16 protein-coding genes and 2 tRNA genes are annotated in these 18,841 nt (G+C 40.5%); 1 reads left to right on the forward strand and 17 read right to left on the reverse strand.

Going from position 1 to position 18,841, the window contains the following annotated elements; translation table 11 throughout:
- Positions 1–29: 29 nt before the first annotated feature.
- Positions 30–869: a DegV family protein gene (locus JJN14_RS06025; protein WP_201058137.1), complete on the reverse strand. Its 840-nt coding sequence runs from the start codon at positions 867–869 to the stop codon at positions 30–32.
- Positions 870–1,008: 139 nt separating this feature from the next.
- Here JJN14_RS06025 and JJN14_RS06030 point away from each other — a divergent pair, with 139 nt between their 5' ends.
- On the forward strand, positions 1,009–1,857 hold the full coding sequence (locus JJN14_RS06030; RefSeq protein WP_070478807.1) for a YitT family protein: 849 nt from the start codon (positions 1,009–1,011) through the stop codon (positions 1,855–1,857).
- Between the two features lie 30 nt (positions 1,858–1,887).
- Here JJN14_RS06030 and JJN14_RS06035 read toward each other — a convergent pair whose 3' ends face one another.
- The 16 genes from JJN14_RS06035 to parC form a co-directional block, all read right to left on the reverse strand.
- The gene (locus JJN14_RS06035) at positions 1,888–3,279 is read right to left on the reverse strand and encodes an APC family permease (RefSeq protein ID WP_201058138.1); all 1,392 of its coding nucleotides are present in this window, start codon (positions 3,277–3,279) and stop codon (positions 1,888–1,890) included.
- 124 nt (positions 3,280–3,403) lie between these two features.
- Positions 3,404–4,816: a Fe-S cluster assembly protein SufB gene (sufB, locus tag JJN14_RS06040; RefSeq protein ID WP_125458019.1), complete on the reverse strand. Its 1,413-nt coding sequence runs from the start codon at positions 4,814–4,816 to the stop codon at positions 3,404–3,406.
- Between the two features lie 57 nt (positions 4,817–4,873).
- A complete protein-coding gene (gene sufU, locus JJN14_RS06045) occupies positions 4,874–5,314 on the reverse strand; it encodes a Fe-S cluster assembly sulfur transfer protein SufU (protein WP_084930118.1) in 441 nt (146 codons plus the stop codon).
- On the reverse strand, positions 5,301–6,527 hold the full coding sequence (locus tag JJN14_RS06050) for a cysteine desulfurase (protein ID WP_201058139.1): 1,227 nt from the start codon (positions 6,525–6,527) through the stop codon (positions 5,301–5,303). The genes sufU and JJN14_RS06050 overlap by 14 nt, the downstream gene beginning before the upstream one ends.
- A gap of 10 nt (positions 6,528–6,537) precedes the next feature.
- The gene (gene sufD, locus JJN14_RS06055) at positions 6,538–7,800 is read right to left on the reverse strand and encodes a Fe-S cluster assembly protein SufD (RefSeq protein WP_201058140.1); all 1,263 of its coding nucleotides are present in this window, start codon (positions 7,798–7,800) and stop codon (positions 6,538–6,540) included.
- 27 nt (positions 7,801–7,827) lie between these two features.
- Entirely contained in the window at positions 7,828–8,598 is a 771-nt protein-coding gene (gene sufC, locus JJN14_RS06060; protein WP_000114489.1) for a Fe-S cluster assembly ATPase SufC, read from the reverse strand.
- A gap of 149 nt (positions 8,599–8,747) precedes the next feature.
- On the reverse strand, positions 8,748–8,942 hold the full coding sequence (locus JJN14_RS06065) for a DUF3272 domain-containing protein (RefSeq protein WP_001081602.1): 195 nt from the start codon (positions 8,940–8,942) through the stop codon (positions 8,748–8,750).
- A gap of 27 nt (positions 8,943–8,969) precedes the next feature.
- Positions 8,970–10,625 (reverse strand): DNA polymerase III subunit gamma/tau, encoded by a 1,656-nt coding sequence (gene dnaX, locus JJN14_RS06070; RefSeq protein ID WP_201058141.1) that lies wholly within the window; start codon positions 10,623–10,625, stop codon positions 8,970–8,972.
- The gene (locus tag JJN14_RS06075; protein WP_201058142.1) at positions 10,625–11,122 is read right to left on the reverse strand and encodes a GAF domain-containing protein; all 498 of its coding nucleotides are present in this window, start codon (positions 11,120–11,122) and stop codon (positions 10,625–10,627) included. Before JJN14_RS06075 ends, dnaX begins: the two co-directional genes overlap by 1 nt.
- Positions 11,123–11,207: 85 nt before the next feature.
- Positions 11,208–12,410, reverse strand: a complete 1,203-nt coding sequence (gene rpsA / locus JJN14_RS06080) for a 30S ribosomal protein S1 (protein ID WP_001001630.1) — start codon at positions 12,408–12,410, stop codon at positions 11,208–11,210.
- A gap of 161 nt (positions 12,411–12,571) precedes the next feature.
- A tRNA-Gln gene (locus JJN14_RS06085) sits at positions 12,572–12,643 on the reverse strand.
- A gap of 9 nt (positions 12,644–12,652) precedes the next feature.
- A tRNA-Tyr gene (locus JJN14_RS06090) sits at positions 12,653–12,733 on the reverse strand.
- A gap of 49 nt (positions 12,734–12,782) precedes the next feature.
- On the reverse strand, positions 12,783–13,013 hold the full coding sequence (locus JJN14_RS06095; RefSeq protein ID WP_000037113.1) for a DUF2969 domain-containing protein: 231 nt from the start codon (positions 13,011–13,013) through the stop codon (positions 12,783–12,785).
- A gap of 97 nt (positions 13,014–13,110) precedes the next feature.
- The gene (locus JJN14_RS06100; protein ID WP_000837408.1) at positions 13,111–15,078 is read right to left on the reverse strand and encodes a peptide ABC transporter substrate-binding protein; all 1,968 of its coding nucleotides are present in this window, start codon (positions 15,076–15,078) and stop codon (positions 13,111–13,113) included.
- Between the two features lie 22 nt (positions 15,079–15,100).
- Positions 15,101–16,123 carry a branched-chain amino acid aminotransferase gene (locus JJN14_RS06105; RefSeq protein ID WP_033676924.1) on the reverse strand — a complete coding sequence of 341 codons (1,023 nt, stop codon included), beginning with the start codon at positions 16,121–16,123 and terminating at the stop codon, positions 15,101–15,103.
- Positions 16,124–16,258: 135 nt separating this feature from the next.
- A complete protein-coding gene (gene parC, locus JJN14_RS06110) occupies positions 16,259–18,730 on the reverse strand; it encodes a DNA topoisomerase IV subunit A (RefSeq protein ID WP_201058143.1) in 2,472 nt (823 codons plus the stop codon).
- Between the last annotated feature and the right edge of the window lie 111 nt (positions 18,731–18,841).

The raw sequence follows: 18,841 nt of genomic DNA on the forward strand, positions 1-18,841 counted from the left end.
CACTATTTCTTCCCATTTTATTTATTTTTTTAGGAGTGGTAACGTACTAAAACAGCCCAAGCATTCTCACCCGTGTGAGTTTGAATAATAGAGCCCGTTTCCAAAACTGAAATAGGCTTTTCAACATAAGCTTGTAATCTTTCTTTCATCTCTTTTGCCCAATCAGCACTACCAGAATATGAAATTCCAATCTCTGCTACAGAACGTTCAGAGAGCGATATTATCAACTCATCTAACCATTTTTTAAAGGTTTTAGCTCCACGACCTTTAACGATTGGCTGCAATTCATGGTCTTTCATCTGCATGACAACACGTATATTAAGAAGTGAGCTCAACAATCCAGTTACACGCCCAATTCGTCCACCTTTAACAAGATTTTCCAAAGTCGAAACGCCAATATAGAGTTCTGTGTGGCTTTTAACCTCTTCTATGCGAGTTAAAATTTCCTCCAACTCTTTGCCTTCTTGTGCTAACTTCGCAGCCTCAACAACTTGGAATTTCAAGGCTTGGTCAGTGAAGGAACTATCAATAACCGTCACATCGGCAGTAGATAAGCTAGCACCTTGACGTGCCGCTTCTACAGTACCAGAAAGGGCATGAGACATATGAATAGCAAGAATCTGGCTACCATCCTTACATAGGTCTTCAAAAACTTCCGCAAAGACACCTACAGGTGGCTGACTTGTTTTCGGAAGATTCTTACTTTCTTGCATCAACTGAAGAAATTTACCTTCTTCTTTCAAATCCGCATCAGAATAAACAACATTATCAATCATTACGGATAATGGAACTACCGTGATATCTAATTGTTTTACTAGTTCAGGTTCAATAGTAACAGATGAATCGGTTACAATCTTAATTTTAGTCATAGTGTCAATCTTTCTATTTTAGGATTCAGATTGGTTTTTCACTTTTAATTATATCAAAAAAAGATTAAAAATCCTAATGGAGTCATTCAAATTTTCCTTAAAAATTTGATATAATCTACTTATAAGAAAAGAGGTCCCTATGATTAAAAAAATTTATCCCATTTTAACCATTTTACTAGGTGCTGCTATTTATGCTTTTGGGCTGACTTATTTTGTAGTTCCCCATCATCTCTTTGAAGGAGGGGCGACAGGTATTACCCTCATCACCTTTTATCTTTTTAAAATCCCTGTTTCTCTGATGAACTTGCTGATTAATATTCCCCTTTTCATCCTGGCTTGGAAAATCTTTGGAGCCAAATCCCTCTATTCTAGTTTACTAGGAACCTTAGCTTTGTCCGCTTGGTTAGCTGTTTTTGAGCGGATTCCCCTTCATATTGATCTTCAAGGTGATTTACTGATTACAGCCCTCATAGCTGGGATTCTATTGGGAATTGGTCTTGGAATTATCTTTAATGCTGGAGGTACAACTGGTGGTACTGATATTCTAGCTCGTATTCTCAATAAATACACTCATATATCCATGGGGAAACTGCTCTTTATCTTAGATTTTTGTATTCTAATGCTTATTCTCCTAATCTTCAAGGACTTGAGATTGGTTTCCTACACGCTCTTATTTGATTTTATCGTTTCTCGTGTCATTGATTTGATTGGTGAAGGTGGCTATGCTGGTAAAGGTTTTATGATTATCACAAAACGTCCTGACCAACTTGCTAAGGCGATTAATGATGACCTAGGTAGAGGCGTTACTTTCATCTCAGGTCAAGGTTATTATAGTCAAGAAGATTTGAAGATTATCTACTGTATTGTCGGAAGAAATGAAATTGTGAAAATGAAGGAAATGATTCATCGAATTGATCCTCAAGCCTTTATAACTATTACAGAAGCTCATGAAATCCTAGGAGAAGGCTTCACATATATAAAAGAGTAAGCAAAAAGCTGGGAAGTTCCAGCTTTTTCTTTATTCAGAAAGTGTAGAATGACGATAGCCATAAGTAAAGTAAATCACAAGTCCAACTACAAGAGCAATTCCAAACGCAATCCATGTTTCTACACTATATTGAAGCATAAAGGAAAGACAGATTAGAATCGAGAGAATCGGTAACAAGGGAACTAGGGGAGTTTTGAATTCTCCTTCTTTAGGCATTCCCTTATCCTTTCTAAGTTTTATAATTCCATAAGCCAATAAGATAAGATAAGCAAGCGTACAAATATTTAGAAAGGCTGCAATACTAGCCAGTGGAAACACTCCTGCTGCAATTGCAGAAGCAACTCCAGTTAAGATGGTCGCATTTTTAGGAACACGACTTGTTTTGCTTAATTGCTTAAAACTTCGAGGTAAAAGACCATCACGTGCTAAACTGTAAATCATACGCGATAAGGCATAAGTCATAGAAATACACACTGTTATTAGGGTTAAAATGGCCACTAATGACACATAATTAGCTGCCCAACCAATTCCTATACTTCGCAATGAAAATGCTACAGCATCATCCACATTGAGTTGGCTGTAGTGAACAATCCCTGTCAATACTAATGTAACCAGAGCATAGAGAATCGTTACGATTGTCAAAGACAAAACAATACCTCGTGGGACATTCTTTTGTGGATTTTGAATTTCATCAACAGCCATCGAAATAGATTCAAATCCTAGGAAACCAAAGAACATCAAAGATGCTCCTGCCATTATTCCAGTACTTCCACCATAAATTTGACCAAAACCAAAAGGAGCAAAGTTGGACCAATTTTCTGGTTTAATATACCAGATACCAACTAGAATAAACAAAGCGAGAGCAGAGAATTTCAAGACGACTAGAAGCGAATTAAAACGCAATGCTGCCTTGGAATTTAATAAAACTAAACCGGTTACCAGTGTCAGTACCAAAATAGGTAAAAGGTCTATATAGGCACCCTGCTCAGGGTTAAAGGTCCCATTCAAGGATTGAGGCATTGATATACTATAGTTACTGAGCAAGCCTTTAAAATAAGCTGCCCAGCCAGAGGCCACACCAGAAACTGCTGTCATGAACTCCATGATGGTCAACCAACCAGCAATCCAAGCTGGTAATTCACCCAAAATTGCATACAAATAACTATAAGCACCACCAGTTGCAGGAACACGAGAGGCAAACTCTGCGAAAAAGAGGGCGGATAAAGAAACACACAGGGCAGAAATCACTATAGATACCACCAGTGACGGACCAGCAAGCGTTGCTGCTGCGGTTCCTGTAATGGTAAAAATCCCAGTTCCTACCATGGCACCGATTCCTAATAAAATCAAATCCCATACTTTTAAATGACGGTGCATTTCAGTACGTCCCAAGCTAACATCTTTTGTTCTAAAAATATTCATACTTCATCTCCATTAAATATGATTGTTTTATTTTATCATATAAAAGGGATTTTGTGAATATTTATAAGATGATTTTTCAAAAAAATCTGAACAGAAATAAATCCTGCTCAGATTCTACATATTCTTACCCAACTGATCCTTCCATCTCATAGCTAATCAAGCGATTAAGCTCAACAGCATACTCCATTGGAAGCTCTTTTGTAAATGGTTCTACAAATCCCATAACAATCATCTCAGTTGCTTCAGATTCTGACAATCCACGGCTCATGAGGTAATAGAGTTGCTCTTCTGAAATCTTAGATACCTTAGCTTCGTGTTCCAAAGCGACTTGTGAGTTGTGAATTTCATTAAACGGAATGGTATCTGATGCTGACAAGTCATCCATGATAATGGTATCACACTCGATGTGAGAGACAGATTTCTTAGAGCTTTTATTAAAGGTTACCTGTCCACGGTAGTCCACCTTTCCTCCGCCTTTAGCGATGGATTTAGACACGATAGACGAGCTTGTATGTGGAGCGTTGTGGATCATCTTAGCTCCAGTATCCTGGTGTTGCCCAGCATTGGCAAAAGCGATAGAGAGCATGGTACCACGCGCCCCTTCTCCATCTAGGTAAACAGATGGGTATTTCATGGTTGTTTTGGCACCCAAGTTACCATCAATCCACTCAACAGTGGCATCCTTTTGAGCCTTAGCACGCTTTGTTACCAAGTTATAGACGTTATCAGACCAGTTTTGGATAGTCGTATAACGCATATAAGCTCCATCCAAGGCAAAGATTTCTACAATGGCAGCATGCAAGCTGTTACTTGAATAAGTTGGCGCTGTACATCCTTCTACATAATGGACACTTGCTCCCTCATCAACGATAATCAAGGTACGTTCAAACTGACCAGTATTTTCGTTGTTGATACGGAAGTAAGTTTGAAGTGGAATATCCACTTTGACCCCTTTTGGTACGTAGATAAAGGTTCCACCTGACCATACTGCTGAGTTAAGAGCTGCCAACTTGTTATCAGTCGGCGGTACCAACTTAGCAAAGTATTGTTTAAACAAGTCTGGGTATTCCTTGAGGGCAGAATCCGTATCTGTAAAGATAATACCCAATTTCTGGAACTCTTCCTTCATGTTGTGGTAAACCACTTCTGACTCGTACTGGGCAGAGGCACCTGCTAGATAAGCACGCTCAGCTTCAGGAATCCCGATACGTTCAAAGGTTTCTTTAATTTTTTCAGGAACCTCATCCCATGAACGAGCTGGTTTATCAGATGGTTTTTGGTAGTAGATCAAGTCATCAAAATCAATCTCTGACAAGTCTGCTCCCCAAGTTTGCATGGGCATTTTTTTGAAGGTTTCATAAGACTTCAAACGGAATTCTAGCATCCACTCAGGTTCTCCCTTTGCAGCTGATAGTTCACGAATGACATCTTCATTCAATCCTTTTCCTGTCGATAGGACAGGCTCTACATCATCATGGAAACCAAATTTATATTCACCAAGGTCAATTGGTTTTGGTTCTACTCTTTCTTCAGCCATAATATCCTTTCTTTCATTCTTCATTTCTACTGATTCATAAGACAAAAGAAACTTGCCTTACTTGTTTTCTTGATTTTCAATTGTTTTCTTCAGGGCGTTCCAAGCTAGGGTTGCACACTTGATTCGTTGAGGAAATTTGGCAACACCTGACAAGAAGGCTGCGTCTCCAAGTTGGTCTTGACGCTCATCTTTTTGCCCTTGAACCATTTCAGAAAAAATGGTCGCAAGTTCTAAGATTTCTTGTTTGGTCTTGCCTAAAACGGCATCTGTCATCATACTAGCAGAGGCAGTTGAAATCGTACATCCTGAGTTTAGAAAAGCAATATCTACCAAACGGTCCTCTGCATCAAACTTGACAGAGAGGTTGATGACATCCCCACAGGTTGGATTGTTGAGACTGATTTGTTCAGCATCTTCCAACTTTCCTTGATGATGTGGATTTTTCGAATGGTCCGCTACCACTGCCATATAAAGGCTATCTAGTTTAGAAAGTGCCATTGAAAAACTCCTTTGTCTTTTGTAAGGCATCGACTAGCTTGTCGCAATCTGCCTTTGTATTATAGATATAAAAACTTGCACGAGCTGTTGCTGGAACATCCAAATACTGGAGCAAAGGTTGCGCACAATGGTGACCTGCTCGAACAGCCACTCCTTCATAATCCAAAGCAGTCGCAAGGTCGTGCGGATGAAGGTCGCCTAGGTTAAAGGCAATAACACCTGAACGTTGAGCCAAGTCCTGTGAACCATAAATGGTCAGTCCTTCAATCGCCTGCAGTTTTGGATAGACGTATGCGATCAATTCTTGTTCATGGGCTTCAATGGCATCCATACCAATGTTTTCAAGATAATCCACAGCTGCTGCCAGTCCAATTGCACCTGCCATATTGGGAGTTCCTGCCTCGAATTTCCAAGGTAATTCCTTCCAACTAGCAGATTGTTCATAAACGAAATCAATCATTTCGCCGCCAAATTCTACTGGTGACATTTGTTCCAGATACTTTTCTTTACCGTAAAGAACACCGATACCAGTCGGACCAGCCATCTTGTGACCCGAAAAGGCAAAGAAATCCACATCCAAGTCCTGAACATCAATCTTCATATGAGGTGTAGATTGAGCACCATCCACCACCATGATGGCACCAACTTGGTGGGCCATTTGAGTGATTTCTTTGATTGGATTGACCACACCCAGAACATTTGAGGCGTGAGCAAGGGAGACAAACTTAACTTTATCAGTCAATTTAGCTCGCAAATCATCCATATCCAGAGCTCCATCCTTGAGATAGACATAGACAAGCTCTGCCCCAGTCTTACGGCAGGCTTCCTGCCAAGGAATGATATTGGAATGGTGTTCCATGACAGAAATCAAGACCTGATCTCCCTCAGTCAAGACTTCCTCAGCATAACGCGCTACCCAGTTCAGACTGGTTGTCGTTCCTCTGGTAAAAAGAACTTCCTTTGTAGACCCTGCATTGATAAACTTACGAATGATTTCACGAGCCGCCTCATAAGAAGCTGTCGCCCGTTCTGCCAAGGTATGAACACCCCGGTGAACATTTGCATTATCCTGTTCATAGTAGCGATTAATCGTTTCCAGAACTGTTAGTGGTTTTTGTGTCGTCGCAGCATTGTCCAAATAGACCAATGGTTCATCGTTGACAATCTGGTCTAAAATTGGAAAATCCTTGCGAATCGCTTCTACATCTAACATAGGCTACCCCTTAGCGTTTTGACAATTTTTCTTCGATAGTTGCAATCATTTCATCACGAACTTCCTTGACTGGAATCTCAACGATAACTGAGCCAAGGAAACCACGGACAACCAAACGTTCTGCAGTCGCCTTATCTAAACCACGGCTCATGAGGTAGTACATGTCTTCTGGATCTACCTGACCGATAGAAGCTGCGTGACCTGCAGTAACATCATTCTCGTCAATCAAAAGAATTGGATTGGCATCTGAACGCGCTTGATCTGACAACATAAGAACACGGCTTTCTTGTTGCGCATCTGCTCCCTTGGCCCCCTTGATGATGTGGCCAATACCATTGAAGGTCAAAGTTGCTTTCTCAAGAATAACCCCATGTTGCAGGATATTTCCGATTGAGTTACAGCCGTAGTTGGTTACACGAGTATCAATCCCTTGTACCTGACGACCACTTGAAAGAGCTACAACCTTGAGATCTGCATGGCTACCATTTCCAATCAAGTCGCTATCAAAGTCAGCAACGACGTTTCCTTCGTTCATGACACCGATTGCCCAATCAATACTTGCATCATTGCCCAACTTACCACGACGGCTAATGTAGGCAGTAACGTTTTCACCTAGACGGTCAATAGCTGCAAACTTGACTTGAGCACCTGAACGAGCAATGACTTCTACTGTTATATTAGCAGTTGCTTTGGCACTTCCTTCACCGCGTGACTCTAAACGCTCCAGATAACTAATCTTAGAGTTTTTACCAGCGATAATCATAATATGCTTGTTAAACGGCACATCACTATCACTATCTTGGTAGAAAATACCTTCGATTGGTTCTTTAATCTCAACATTATCAGGAATGTAGAGAACAGCACCACTATTGAAATAAGCTGTATGGTAGGCTGCCAACTTATCATCGTCATACTTAACAGATGACATGAAGAATTCCTCAATAAGCTCTGGAATTTCTTCTAAAGCTGAGTGAAAATCTGTAAAGACGACACCCTGTTCAGCCAACTCAACTGGAGTTTGCTCAAAAACAGTCTGAGTTCCTACTTGCACCAATTTCAAGTGGTTATCTAGTGCAGTGAAATCTGGAACATTTGCTGATGGCTCATTTTCTGTAATCGTTCCATCCCCCAGATTCCAACGGTGGAATTTGACACGCTCAATAACTGGTAATTCTAAACTCTCAATCTTATCAAAAGCTTTTTGACGGAGGTCAGCCAACCAGCTTGGTTCAGCGTGCATTTCTGAAAAAAGTTTAATATTTTCTTTAGTCATTTACTTCTCCTAAAAGATACGAGGGAATTACAATTCTTCCTTGTAGTCATAGCCAAGTTCTTCAGCTAGTTTTGCGTATCCTTCACGCTCCAAACGCGCAGCCAATTCTGGACCACCAGAAAGGACAACACGACCTTCCATCATCACGTGTACCACATCTGGTGTGATATAGTTCAAAAGACGTTGGTAGTGAGTGATAATCATAGCACCAAAGCCTTCACCACGCATGGCATTGACCCCTTTCGATACAACTTTAAGAGCGTCAATATCAAGACCAGAATCAATCTCATCCAAAAGAGCAAATGTTGGCTCCAACATCAAAAGTTGAAGAATTTCATTACGTTTTTTCTCACCACCAGAGAAACCTTCGTTGAGGTAACGCTCAGCCATTTCTTCTTTCATGTTAAGCAATTCCATCTTCTCATCCAATTTAGTGATAAACTCACGAACTGAAATTTTTTCATCATCTTCTTTACCAGCATTCATGGCTGCACGAAGAAACTCAGCGTTAGTAATACCAGGAATTTCTGATGGGTATTGCATAGCAAGGAAAAGTCCCATACGCGCACGCTCGTCCACTTCCAACTCAAGGATGTTTACGCCATCAAACAAGACCTCACCTTTGGTCACCTCATAGTTTGGATTTCCCATAATAGCTGCAGAAAGAGTCGATTTACCAGTACCATTTGGCCCCATGATAGCGGCGATTTCTCCTGTTTTCAGGGTCAGGTTAACCCCTTTTAAAATTTCTTTTCCTTCAATCTCAACGTGAAGATCTTTGATCTCTAATACTGACATGATAGTTCCTTTCTTTTTCAAGGCCTTTACAGCGTTACTAGAGACATACTTGATTTTCCTAGAAAACACGGTAAAAGGTCAATAAATATACTTTTATAGTATAACAAAAAAAAGCCTAAAAGGCTTTGATTTTGTCTAGAAGCTGAGGACTAGTCTTTTCCTTTCAAATGCTGGTCAATGACATCTACAATCTTGCCCATCAAGTAACTAACTCGAAAATTTCTAAAGAGCAGAATGGCCCAAAAGGCTGCCATAATATAGCGACCAGTCATCCAGGCTTCATTAAAAAAATAGGTCTCAGCAGCTGTAAACAGCGCGATAATAATAAATTGTTGTCTATTCATAAACTTATTGTATCATGAAATCTTTCTTTAGTCTTCCTCTACCTTCACTTTATCAGCCAAAAATTCAAATCCTTCTGGAATCAGACTTTCTTCTGCTTCTTTTTCAGTTTGAGTAGATTTGGCTTTGACTGAAAAGGCTGCGCGAACTTCTTTCCATTCCTCCATGGAAATGGCTAAAATCTCAGGTGAAAAACCTGCTGCCTGACTGAGGATGTTGCCAAACATAGTGTTGAGATTGTCTCGTTTCATGGTTTGACCAGCATTGAAGTTAGACTCAAAAGCAAGAATAGCATGGTGTTCATTGGCCGCAACCGGTTGAGAACCAACTAATAGAGCCTTATCAGGGCCTCCTAGACTTTCAATCACCTCTCCCCAGGCATTCTGCAGACGAATCAGATTTTGACGTGCTAAATCAGGATTTTCGACAGCCTCTTGTAAGATAGATTGAACTTTATTACGATCCACACGATAGACGGTCTTGCTCGCTGCTGGACGGGTAAGTACTGGACTAGTTGTTTTTGGTACAGTGCCCACATTTGAGAGTTCATGTTTGAGACGGGCAACTTCCTGTCTCAATGCAGAAATTTCATGTTCAACTGCCCCAGAAAGAGCTGGTTCAAGCTTAATCTCTGCCAAACGAATAGTCATCATCTCAGCATAAATCTTAGGTTGCAAACTAGACTTAATATCTGCTAAACTGACTGTCGCCAAGCGAATCATTTCAAACAGATTTTCTTGAGGAAGTGCCAAATTTTCTACAAAGACTGGACTATGATGAGTGTTTTCTCCACCTGTTTGGACAATTAACAAGTCTCTTAAATAGTGCAAAAGGTCGGTCACAAAACGAGTCATGCTCTTACCATTGTCAAAGAGAAGATTTAAGCAATACAAGGCCTTGGGAACATCCTGTTGAGACAAGGCAGCCACATAATCATCCAAGGCTGATAGGCTAATAGTGCCAGTAATTTCTTCAGAAATGGCAGTCGTCAATTCATTTCCCTGTGTTAAACTTAGGGCTTGATCCAAAATAGACAAGGCGTCTCGCATTCCACCTTCAGCCCGTCTAGCAATGATTTCCACAGCCTCTGGTTCAGAACTGATATTTTCTTTGTCTAAGATATAGTGAATATGTTCCTTAATATCCTGTGTCTTAATCGATTTAAATTCAAAACGTTGCACACGGGATAGAATAGTCGCAGGTATCTTGTGCAATTCAGTAGTAGCCAAAATAAAGACCACATTCTGTGTTGGCTCTTCTAACGTCTTTAGGAGGGCATTAAAAGCTCCTGTAGACAGCATGTGAACCTCATCTATGATATAGACCTTATAACGAGCAAGGCTAGGCGCATAGGTAGATTTATCACGAATTTCACGGATTTCATCCACCCCGTTATTAGAGGCTGCATCCATTTCAATGACATCTTCTAAACTACCATCCGTCACCGCTTGACAAATATAGCAGTTATTACAAGGTTCACCACCCACTTGATTGGGACAGTTCATAGCTTTGGCAAAGATCTTAGCCACACTAGTTTTTCCCGTTCCACGTGGACCAGAGAAAAGATAGGCATGACTTATTTTCTCTTGCTCTACTGCTTGTTTAAGAGTCTTAGCCACAACTTCCTGTCCAACCAACTGGGAGAAGTTTTGACTTCTATATTTTCGATAAAGAGCTTGATACATTAGGCTTTCTCCCCAAACATTGTAAAGTCCCATTCTGTCTTTTCAAGCAAAATAGCGACAAATTGTTCCAAATAATCTCGATCCATAGCATCATAATCATCAATCTCTGAAGAATCCAGATCCAGAACCCCGAGCAATTGACCATTCTTAACCATCGGAACAACAATTTCACTTTTAGCTCGACTATCACAAGAAATATAGTTGGGATAAGTTGTTACATTACCAACCAGAACAGTTTCCTGAAAGTGAGCTGCCTCCCCACAAACACCTTTTCCAAGTGCAATACGGATGCAGGAAACACCACCTTGGAAAGGACCTAAAACCAATTCCTTTCCATCAAACAGATAAAAGCCTGAGAATACGGTATTAGGAAAGCGTGATTTTAGAAGAGCACTGGCGTTGGAAAGATTAGCCAAAACATTGGTTTCACCTTCCAATAAAAAAGAGAACTCCTCATTTAAGATTTGATAACGTGATTGTTTTTCTGATTCTAACATAGAACTATTATATCAAAAAAGGCTTACAGACAAAAGAAAAATCCCTTGTTAAGTAAACAAAGGATTTTGTGTATTTTCAATTTGATTAGAGTTCGATATCACCGAACAAGTCAGCCATTGAGAATCCTGTTTGTGTTTCTGGAAGTTCGAAATCACGTTTTTCTTGACGTTTTGGACGACGTGGACGAGCAGCACGTTTTTCTTCTTTTTGTCCTTCTTCTTGAGCTGGACGCTCTTCAAGAGCTTTGATAGAAAGTGATACGCGCTCTGCATCTGCGTTAACTTCAAGAACTTTAACTTTAACTTCTTGACCAACTTTAAGAGCTTCTTTTGGATTTTCAATACGTTTGTGTGAAATTTGTGATACGTGAACAAGTCCATCGATACCTGGCAATACTTCAACAAATGCACCGAAGTCAGTCAAACGTTTAACTGTTCCTTCTACTACATCACCTTTAGCCAATTTTTGCTCAACGCCATCCCATGGTCCAGGTGTTGTTGCTTTAAGTGAAAGTGATACGCGTCCTTCTTCTTCGTTAAGATCAAGGATTTTCACTTCAATTTCTTCACCAACAGTTACAACTGATTTTGGTGATACGTTACGTTCATGTGACAATTCAGTCAAGTGAACCAATCCGTCAACACCACCAAGGTCGATGAAAGCACCGAAACTTGTGATACGTGCAACTTTACCAGTTACTACATCACCAACAGCCAATTTACCGAATACTTCAGCGCGAGCTGCTGCTGTAGCTGCTTCAACAACTTCACGACGTGAAAGGATGAAGCGGTTTTCTTTAGCGTCAACTTCTTTGATTTTAGCATCAAATTCTTGACCTACAAAACGCTCAGTGTTACGTACGAAACGAGTATCCAACATTGAAGCTGGGATAAATCCACGAACACCTTCAAATTCTACTGAAAGTCCACCTTTAACGGCACGAGTTCCTTTAACAGTAACAACTTCTTCTTCGCGACCAACAAGTTTGTCCCATGCTTTGCGAGCTTCAAGGCGTTTTTTAGATACAAGGTATGTAACTGTATCAGTATCTTTACCAACTACTTGACGAAGTACAAGAACATCCAATACTTCTCCTACTTTAACAAAGTCATTGATATCTGCATCGCGATCGTTTGTCAATTCGCGAAGAGTCAAGACACCTTCAACACCAGTCCCAGAGATTGCAACGTTAGCTTGAGTCGCATCAACTGTCAATACTTCAGCACTAACAACATCACCAGTCTCAACTTGGCTAACGCTATTTAGCAAATCTTCAAATTCGTTCATCTAAAAAATCCTCCAACAATCAAGTTTTTCTTAAACTTGACATACTTATAATTTTTTTCCTAAGCACCCGCAAGGACATGTTCATATCGTTCACGTCTTTCAATTATAAAAATAAAATACCCTAAGATATTTTGCTTTTTATCTTGATCATTACCTAAGAACTGGGGTAGCTGGATTCGAACCAACGCATGAGGGAGTCAAAGTCCCTTGCCTTACCGCTTGGCTATACCCCATTGATGAAATGGAGAGAGAGGGATTCGAACCCCCGAACCCGAAGGAGCGGATTTACAGTCCGCCGCGTTTAGCCTCTTCGCTATCTCTCCTACAATCAACATGGACTATTATATCATGAAAATTTCAAAAAAACAAGACTTATTTTGCTAAATTATAATTTTCAATCAAAATTTCCACAGCTTTTTCCAATTTTTTATAAAAACTATCGACGTTTCCATTCTTTATGATGGCAAATTGTCCGTCTAATTCGGCAATTTCTCCGATAACTTTTTTACCAATTGTCAATGTATAGCCTTCAAAACTGTCTTTTCCTACATTAACCTTGGCATCTGCTACTTGAATTTCAATTTTTTTATCTTTCTTACTCATTTCATACCTCTCTTCACTTTTTCTATTTTACAAGAAAATCCCAAAACTAGCAAGAAAAAACTCTATATCGGGCTTGTCCGATATAGAGTTTTCCGCATTATTTAATGTGTTTTTCTAGTTCTTTTTGGTACTTACCATTTGATTCCAATTTTTCTTTTTGCCATTTTTTCAGTGCTTCTTCATATTCTTTTGTTGTAACAATATCTTTTTGCAATTTCATTCCTTTAAAGATATATGGGTCACCCTTAATACCAACTTGTGAGTATGGTTTTGAGAATGGCACGACATTACTTACAACTGGAGAACCACCAGATGAGGCTGTTGGCATCAATAATGAACTATCTGTCAACCAAGCTTGAGCCTTGGCATATTTTTCATAGCGTTCTTCAAGATTTGTAGTTTCTGAATCTGCATCATCCAATAATTTCTTATATTGGTCCAAACCAAGTTTAGCTACAACATCCTTATCTTTCCCTTTAGTAATACCAAGGTGTTTCATAGCAGAACCTGATTTAGGATCCATGATATTCAAGTAAGATGCTGGGTCTTGATAGCTTGGAGCCCATCCTGTACTGTTCAAATCATAATCTTTTTGAGAAGGAACACGCGCTTGAGAAGTGATTGTTTCCTTTTCATTATCTGTCATTTGAAGAACGTCGATAACAACATTTTCAGCACCAAGAGTTGATTCAATAGACTGTTTGAAAGAGTTGCTTTGTTGAACAGCGATGGTATCTGTTTGTTCAACTGGGACATCCAAGTGAATTGGGAATGTTACCCCTTTAGATTCCAAGTCTTTCTTAGCTTTTTCGAAAGCAGCTTTAGCCTTGTCAGGATTGTAGATAGAATCCTTACCGTCAACTAGCTCAACACCTTTCCATTGGTCACCATAGTTCACCAACTCTGCTTGAGCGATTTGACCAAAGTTTTTACCACCTGCTTGTACAAAGTTGTCAGGAACGAGGCTGTTACGAATAATCTTGTCCGCACCGTCTTCACCATTTAGCTGTGCAGCATAAGAATGGCGGTTGAAGGCAAAGTTGATAGCCTGACGGAAGTCCTTATTAAGCATAGCTTCTTTAGTAGAAGTCTTTTGTTCTTCACTTGTTTTCGCAGTTTTATTATATGACTGACGATTTACGTTAAAGGTAAAGTAATAGCTGCTTGAGTCCTGTGGGCTATAAGTGATTTTATCTCCGTATTGTTCCAAAGTAGAAGCAAAGTTTGAGCTACTTGGGAAGAGACGGGCTGTCGTATAGGCACCAGAAGAGAAACTACGAATCAACGATTCCTGATCAGAGCCATCGTAGTAGGTCAATTTAATCTTCTCTATTTTTACCTTTTCTTTATCCCAGTAATTTGGGTTTTTCTCGTATTCAATTAACGATTTAGATGTCAAGGTCTTCAAGATATAAGGACCATTGTAGAGAATTCCTGCTGGAGTAACTGCTCCATAATCTTTACCTGATGCCTTCAAAAACTCTTCATTCACAGGCAACATCGTCGCTGTTGTGACTTTAGAGTTCCAGAAGCTTTCTGGTTTGTTTAGGGTATATTCAACTGTGTAATCGTCCAAGGCCTTGACACCAACTGTAGAGAAATCATTGGTCTCACCAGTCATATAGGCATCCAAGCCCTTGATTGAATTTTGGATGAGAGAAACACCGTCTGACTTGCCGTCAGCTACGTGTTTTAGTCCTGTCACAAAGTCATGGGCTGTTACTTCTGCGTATTCTTCACCTTCTGATGTATACCATTTAACTCCTTTACGAAGTTTATAGGTATAAGTCAAACCATCTTTTGAGACAGACCAATCTTCAGCCAAGGAAGGAATAACATTTCCGTACTGGTCGTTTTCCATCAAGCCATCAACCACGTTCCCGATGACATCTGTTGTAGATGTACGAGTCGCTATACTATAGTCCAAAGATGCTGGATCTACTGCATAGACATATGAAAATGTTGTCGGTGCATCTGCTTCTTTATCAGCTTTTCCACAAGCCACTAAAAGAGCTGTTGTGCTCAGGACCACTCCTGCTGTTAAGAGCCACTTTTTCGATTTCATCAAAAATCTCCTTTTGTTTATTTTAATCTACTTTTACAATCCAACCTTCTGGCGCTTCAATATCACCAAACTGAATACCTGTCAATTCATCATAGAGTTTACGAGTCACAGGGCCAACTTCTGTTTCACTATAGAACACATGAAAATCATCACCGTGCTGAATTCCACCAATTGGCGAAATAACTGCTGCTGTACCACAGGCACCTGCCTCTACAAAACGGTCAAGGTTATCAATTGGGACATCTCCCTCAATAGGAGTTAAGCCCAAGCGATGTTCTGCCAAATAAAGCAAAGAATACTTAGTAATAGATGGCAAGATAGATGGACTCAATGGTGTTACAAACTCATTGTCAGCTGTAATTCCAAAGAAGTTAGCTGAACCGACTTCTTCAATCTTTGTATGAGTTGAAGGGTCTAGGTAGATAACATCTGAGAAATGACGTGACTTAGCCAATTTCCCTGGCAAGAGACTTGCAGCATAGTTCCCACCAACCTTAGCCGCACCTGTACCATTTGGAGCGGCACGGTCGTATTCATCCTGAATCAAGAAGTTGGTTGGAACCAAACCACCCTTAAAGTAATTACCAACTGGCATGGCAAAGATGGTGAAAATATACTCTTCTGCTGGTTTAACCCCAATAATATCTCCGACACCAATCAAAAGAGGGCGAAGATATAAGGTTCCACCTGTTCCGTATGGAGGTACATATTCTTCATTCGCACGAACAACTGCCTTACAAGCTTCTACAAACATGTCTGTCGGAACTTGTGGCATCAAGAGACGATCACAAGTACGTTGCAGACGCTTGGCATTTTCATCAGGACGGAACAGTTGAACACTGCCATCCTTAGTACGATAAGCTTTCAAACCTTCAAATGCTTGTTGACCATAGTGAAGACTTGGAGAAGACTCTGAAATATGCAAGGTTGCATCTTCTGTAAGTTCTCCTTGATTCCATTGTCCATTTTTAAAATGAGCAATATAGCGATAAGGTAATTTCATATAGGAAAAACCGAGATTTTCCCAATCAATCGTTACTGTCATATTCCACTCCTTATTCTAAAAACCTATTTCTTATATTCTACACTATTTTTCTAAAATAGCAAGTATATTTTGTAATTTTCAGAAAATTTCTTCAATAAAAAAGAACCAGCTCTTAGAACTGATTCTTCATTTCACTTATTTTGCTTCTGTAAATACTTCTTTAAGATAAGCGTCAAAAACTTCTTCATCTGAAATCGTGTCAGAGATGAAGCTGCCGTTGCTTGTGCGTTCTGACTGGTTCAAGTCTTGTAACCGACTTTCATAGATTGTTCCTTTATTGGATTGAACAAGCAGAGTTTGGTCGTTTTCTTCCACTTCTGTACTAAAGAGATCACCAACGAAACCTTGCTCTGCAACTGCTCCTGCTAAGAAGACACGGTGTGGTTTGTTTTTCAACTCACGCAAGACTTGTAGTCCTCGTTTGGCACGGCTGGTTGCTGGAATTTCCTCAATGGAAACACGTTTCAAGCTTCCACGCTGAGTCAAGAGGTAGAAGGATGAGGTGTTACAGATAAAGGCGGATTGGAGGACATCATCTGCTTTCAGGTTCATAGCTTTGACACCTGCAGCCTTGGCACCAACAACCGGAACCTCTTCAATATTGAAACGAAGGGCATAACCATTTTGGCTAATCAAAAGAACATCATCTAGTTTAATCGGAGCCACTGCTACAATCTGGTCTGTCTCGTCTTTAAGCTTAGCATACTTGACTGATTTAGATTTATAGGTTCGCCATGGAGAGAACTCTTTTCGTTCTACCCGTTTAATTTGACCGACCCGAGTAGCTGCAAAATAGGTTGTCGCATCATCGAACTGATCTACTACTTCAACATAAAGGATTTCTTCGTTAGTTTCAAAGTTTGTGATGGTTTGGCTCAGATGCTCTCCGATATCCTTCCAGCGAATATCTGCCAATTCATGAATTGGTCGATAAATGACATTTCCAAGAGTCGTGAACATCAAAAGATGTTGGGTTGTCTTAGCAGATTGAACAAAGATGAGACGGTCATCATCACGTTTGCCAATTTCCTCCAGAGTGGAAGCCGCAAAAGAACGTGGACTGGTACGCTTGATGTAACCTGCCTTGGTCACGCTGACGTAGGTATCTTCCTCGGCGATAAGACTAGCTGTATCAATTTCGATTACTTTCGCAGTGTCTTCTAAAGTGCTCAAACGTGGTGTCGCAAATTTCTTCTTGACCTCACGAAGTTCTTTCTTCATAAGATTGTACATAGTCCGTTCATCACCGATGATAGCCGCAAGCATGGCAATCTTTTCACGAAGTTCTGCTTCTTCTTCCTGCAAGACAACCACGTCTGTATTGGTCAAACGGTAAAGTTGCAAGGTAACAATGGCCTCAGCCTGCTCTTCTGTAAAGTCATAGCTGACCTTGAGATTTTCCTTGGCGTCAGCCTTATTTTCGGAAGCACGGATAAGAGCAATGACTTCGTCCAAAATCGAAATCACGCGAATCAAACCTTCCACGATATGGAGACGTTTCTCAGCCTTTTCCTTGTCAAAGCGTGAACGGGCCAGAATCACTTCACGACGGTGGGCGATGTAGCTAGACAGGATTGGTACAATTCCAACCTGACGAGGTGTGAAATTGTCAATCGCCACCATGTTAAAGTTGTAATTGATTTGTAGGTCGGTATATTTGAAAAGATAGTTGAGAACAAGCTCCGTATTCGCGTCTTTCTTTAGTTCGATAGCAATGCGAAGACCGTCACGGTCAGACTCATCACGAACCTCAGCAATCCCAGCTACCTTGTTATTAACACGAACATCATCGATTTTCTTAACCAGATTAGCCTTGTTGATTTCATAAGGAATCTCAGTGACAACGATTTGTTCCTTACCACCTTTTAGCTTTTCAATCTCAGTCTTGGAACGAACAACCACGCGCCCTTTTCCGGTTTCATAGGCCTTTTTAATTTCATCACGACCCTGGATAATCCCTCCAGTCGGGAAGTCTGGTCCAGGCAAGAATTCCATGAGCTTGTCCACCTTGGCTGTTGGGTGATCAATCATGTAAACCGTCGCATCAATGACCTCAGCTAAATTATGCGGTGGAATATCTGTGGCATATCCAGCCGAAATCCCAGTCGAACCATTGACTAAAAGGTTTGGAAAGGCTGCTGGCAAAACAGTTGGTTCTTTCTCGGTATCGTCAAAGTTCCATGCAAAGGGAACTGTCTTTTTCTCGATATCTTGAAGAAGGTAGCCTGCAATTTCAGACAAACGTGCCTCAGTATAACGCATAGCCGCAGGCGGATCTCCATCCATAGAGCCGTTGTTACCGTGCATTTCGACCAAAATCTCACGATTCTTCCAATCCTGTGACATACGAACCATGGCATCATAGATGGAGCTGTCACCATGCGGGTGGAAATTCCCCATGATGTTCCCGACAGACTTAGCAGACTTACGGTAGCTCTTGTCAAAGGTATTGCCATCCTTATTCATCGAATAAAGGATACGACGCTGAACCGGCTTCAAACCATCACGAATGTCTGGCAAAGCCCGGTCTTGAATAATATACTTGGAGTAGCGACCAAAGCGCTCTCCCATGATGTCCTCAAGGGACATGTTTTGAATGTTAGACATATAGGATACAGAGCCCGTAAAATATCAAGTGAAAATAGAAAATTCTTGAAGTAAGCAAGCTCACAAGATAATTTATCTTTTTCACCTAGCATTTAGGGCGTGTTCAACTCC

The sequence above is a fragment of the Streptococcus mitis genome (assembly GCF_016658865.1).
GTDB classification, from domain to species: domain Bacteria; phylum Bacillota; class Bacilli; order Lactobacillales; family Streptococcaceae; genus Streptococcus; species Streptococcus mitis_BT.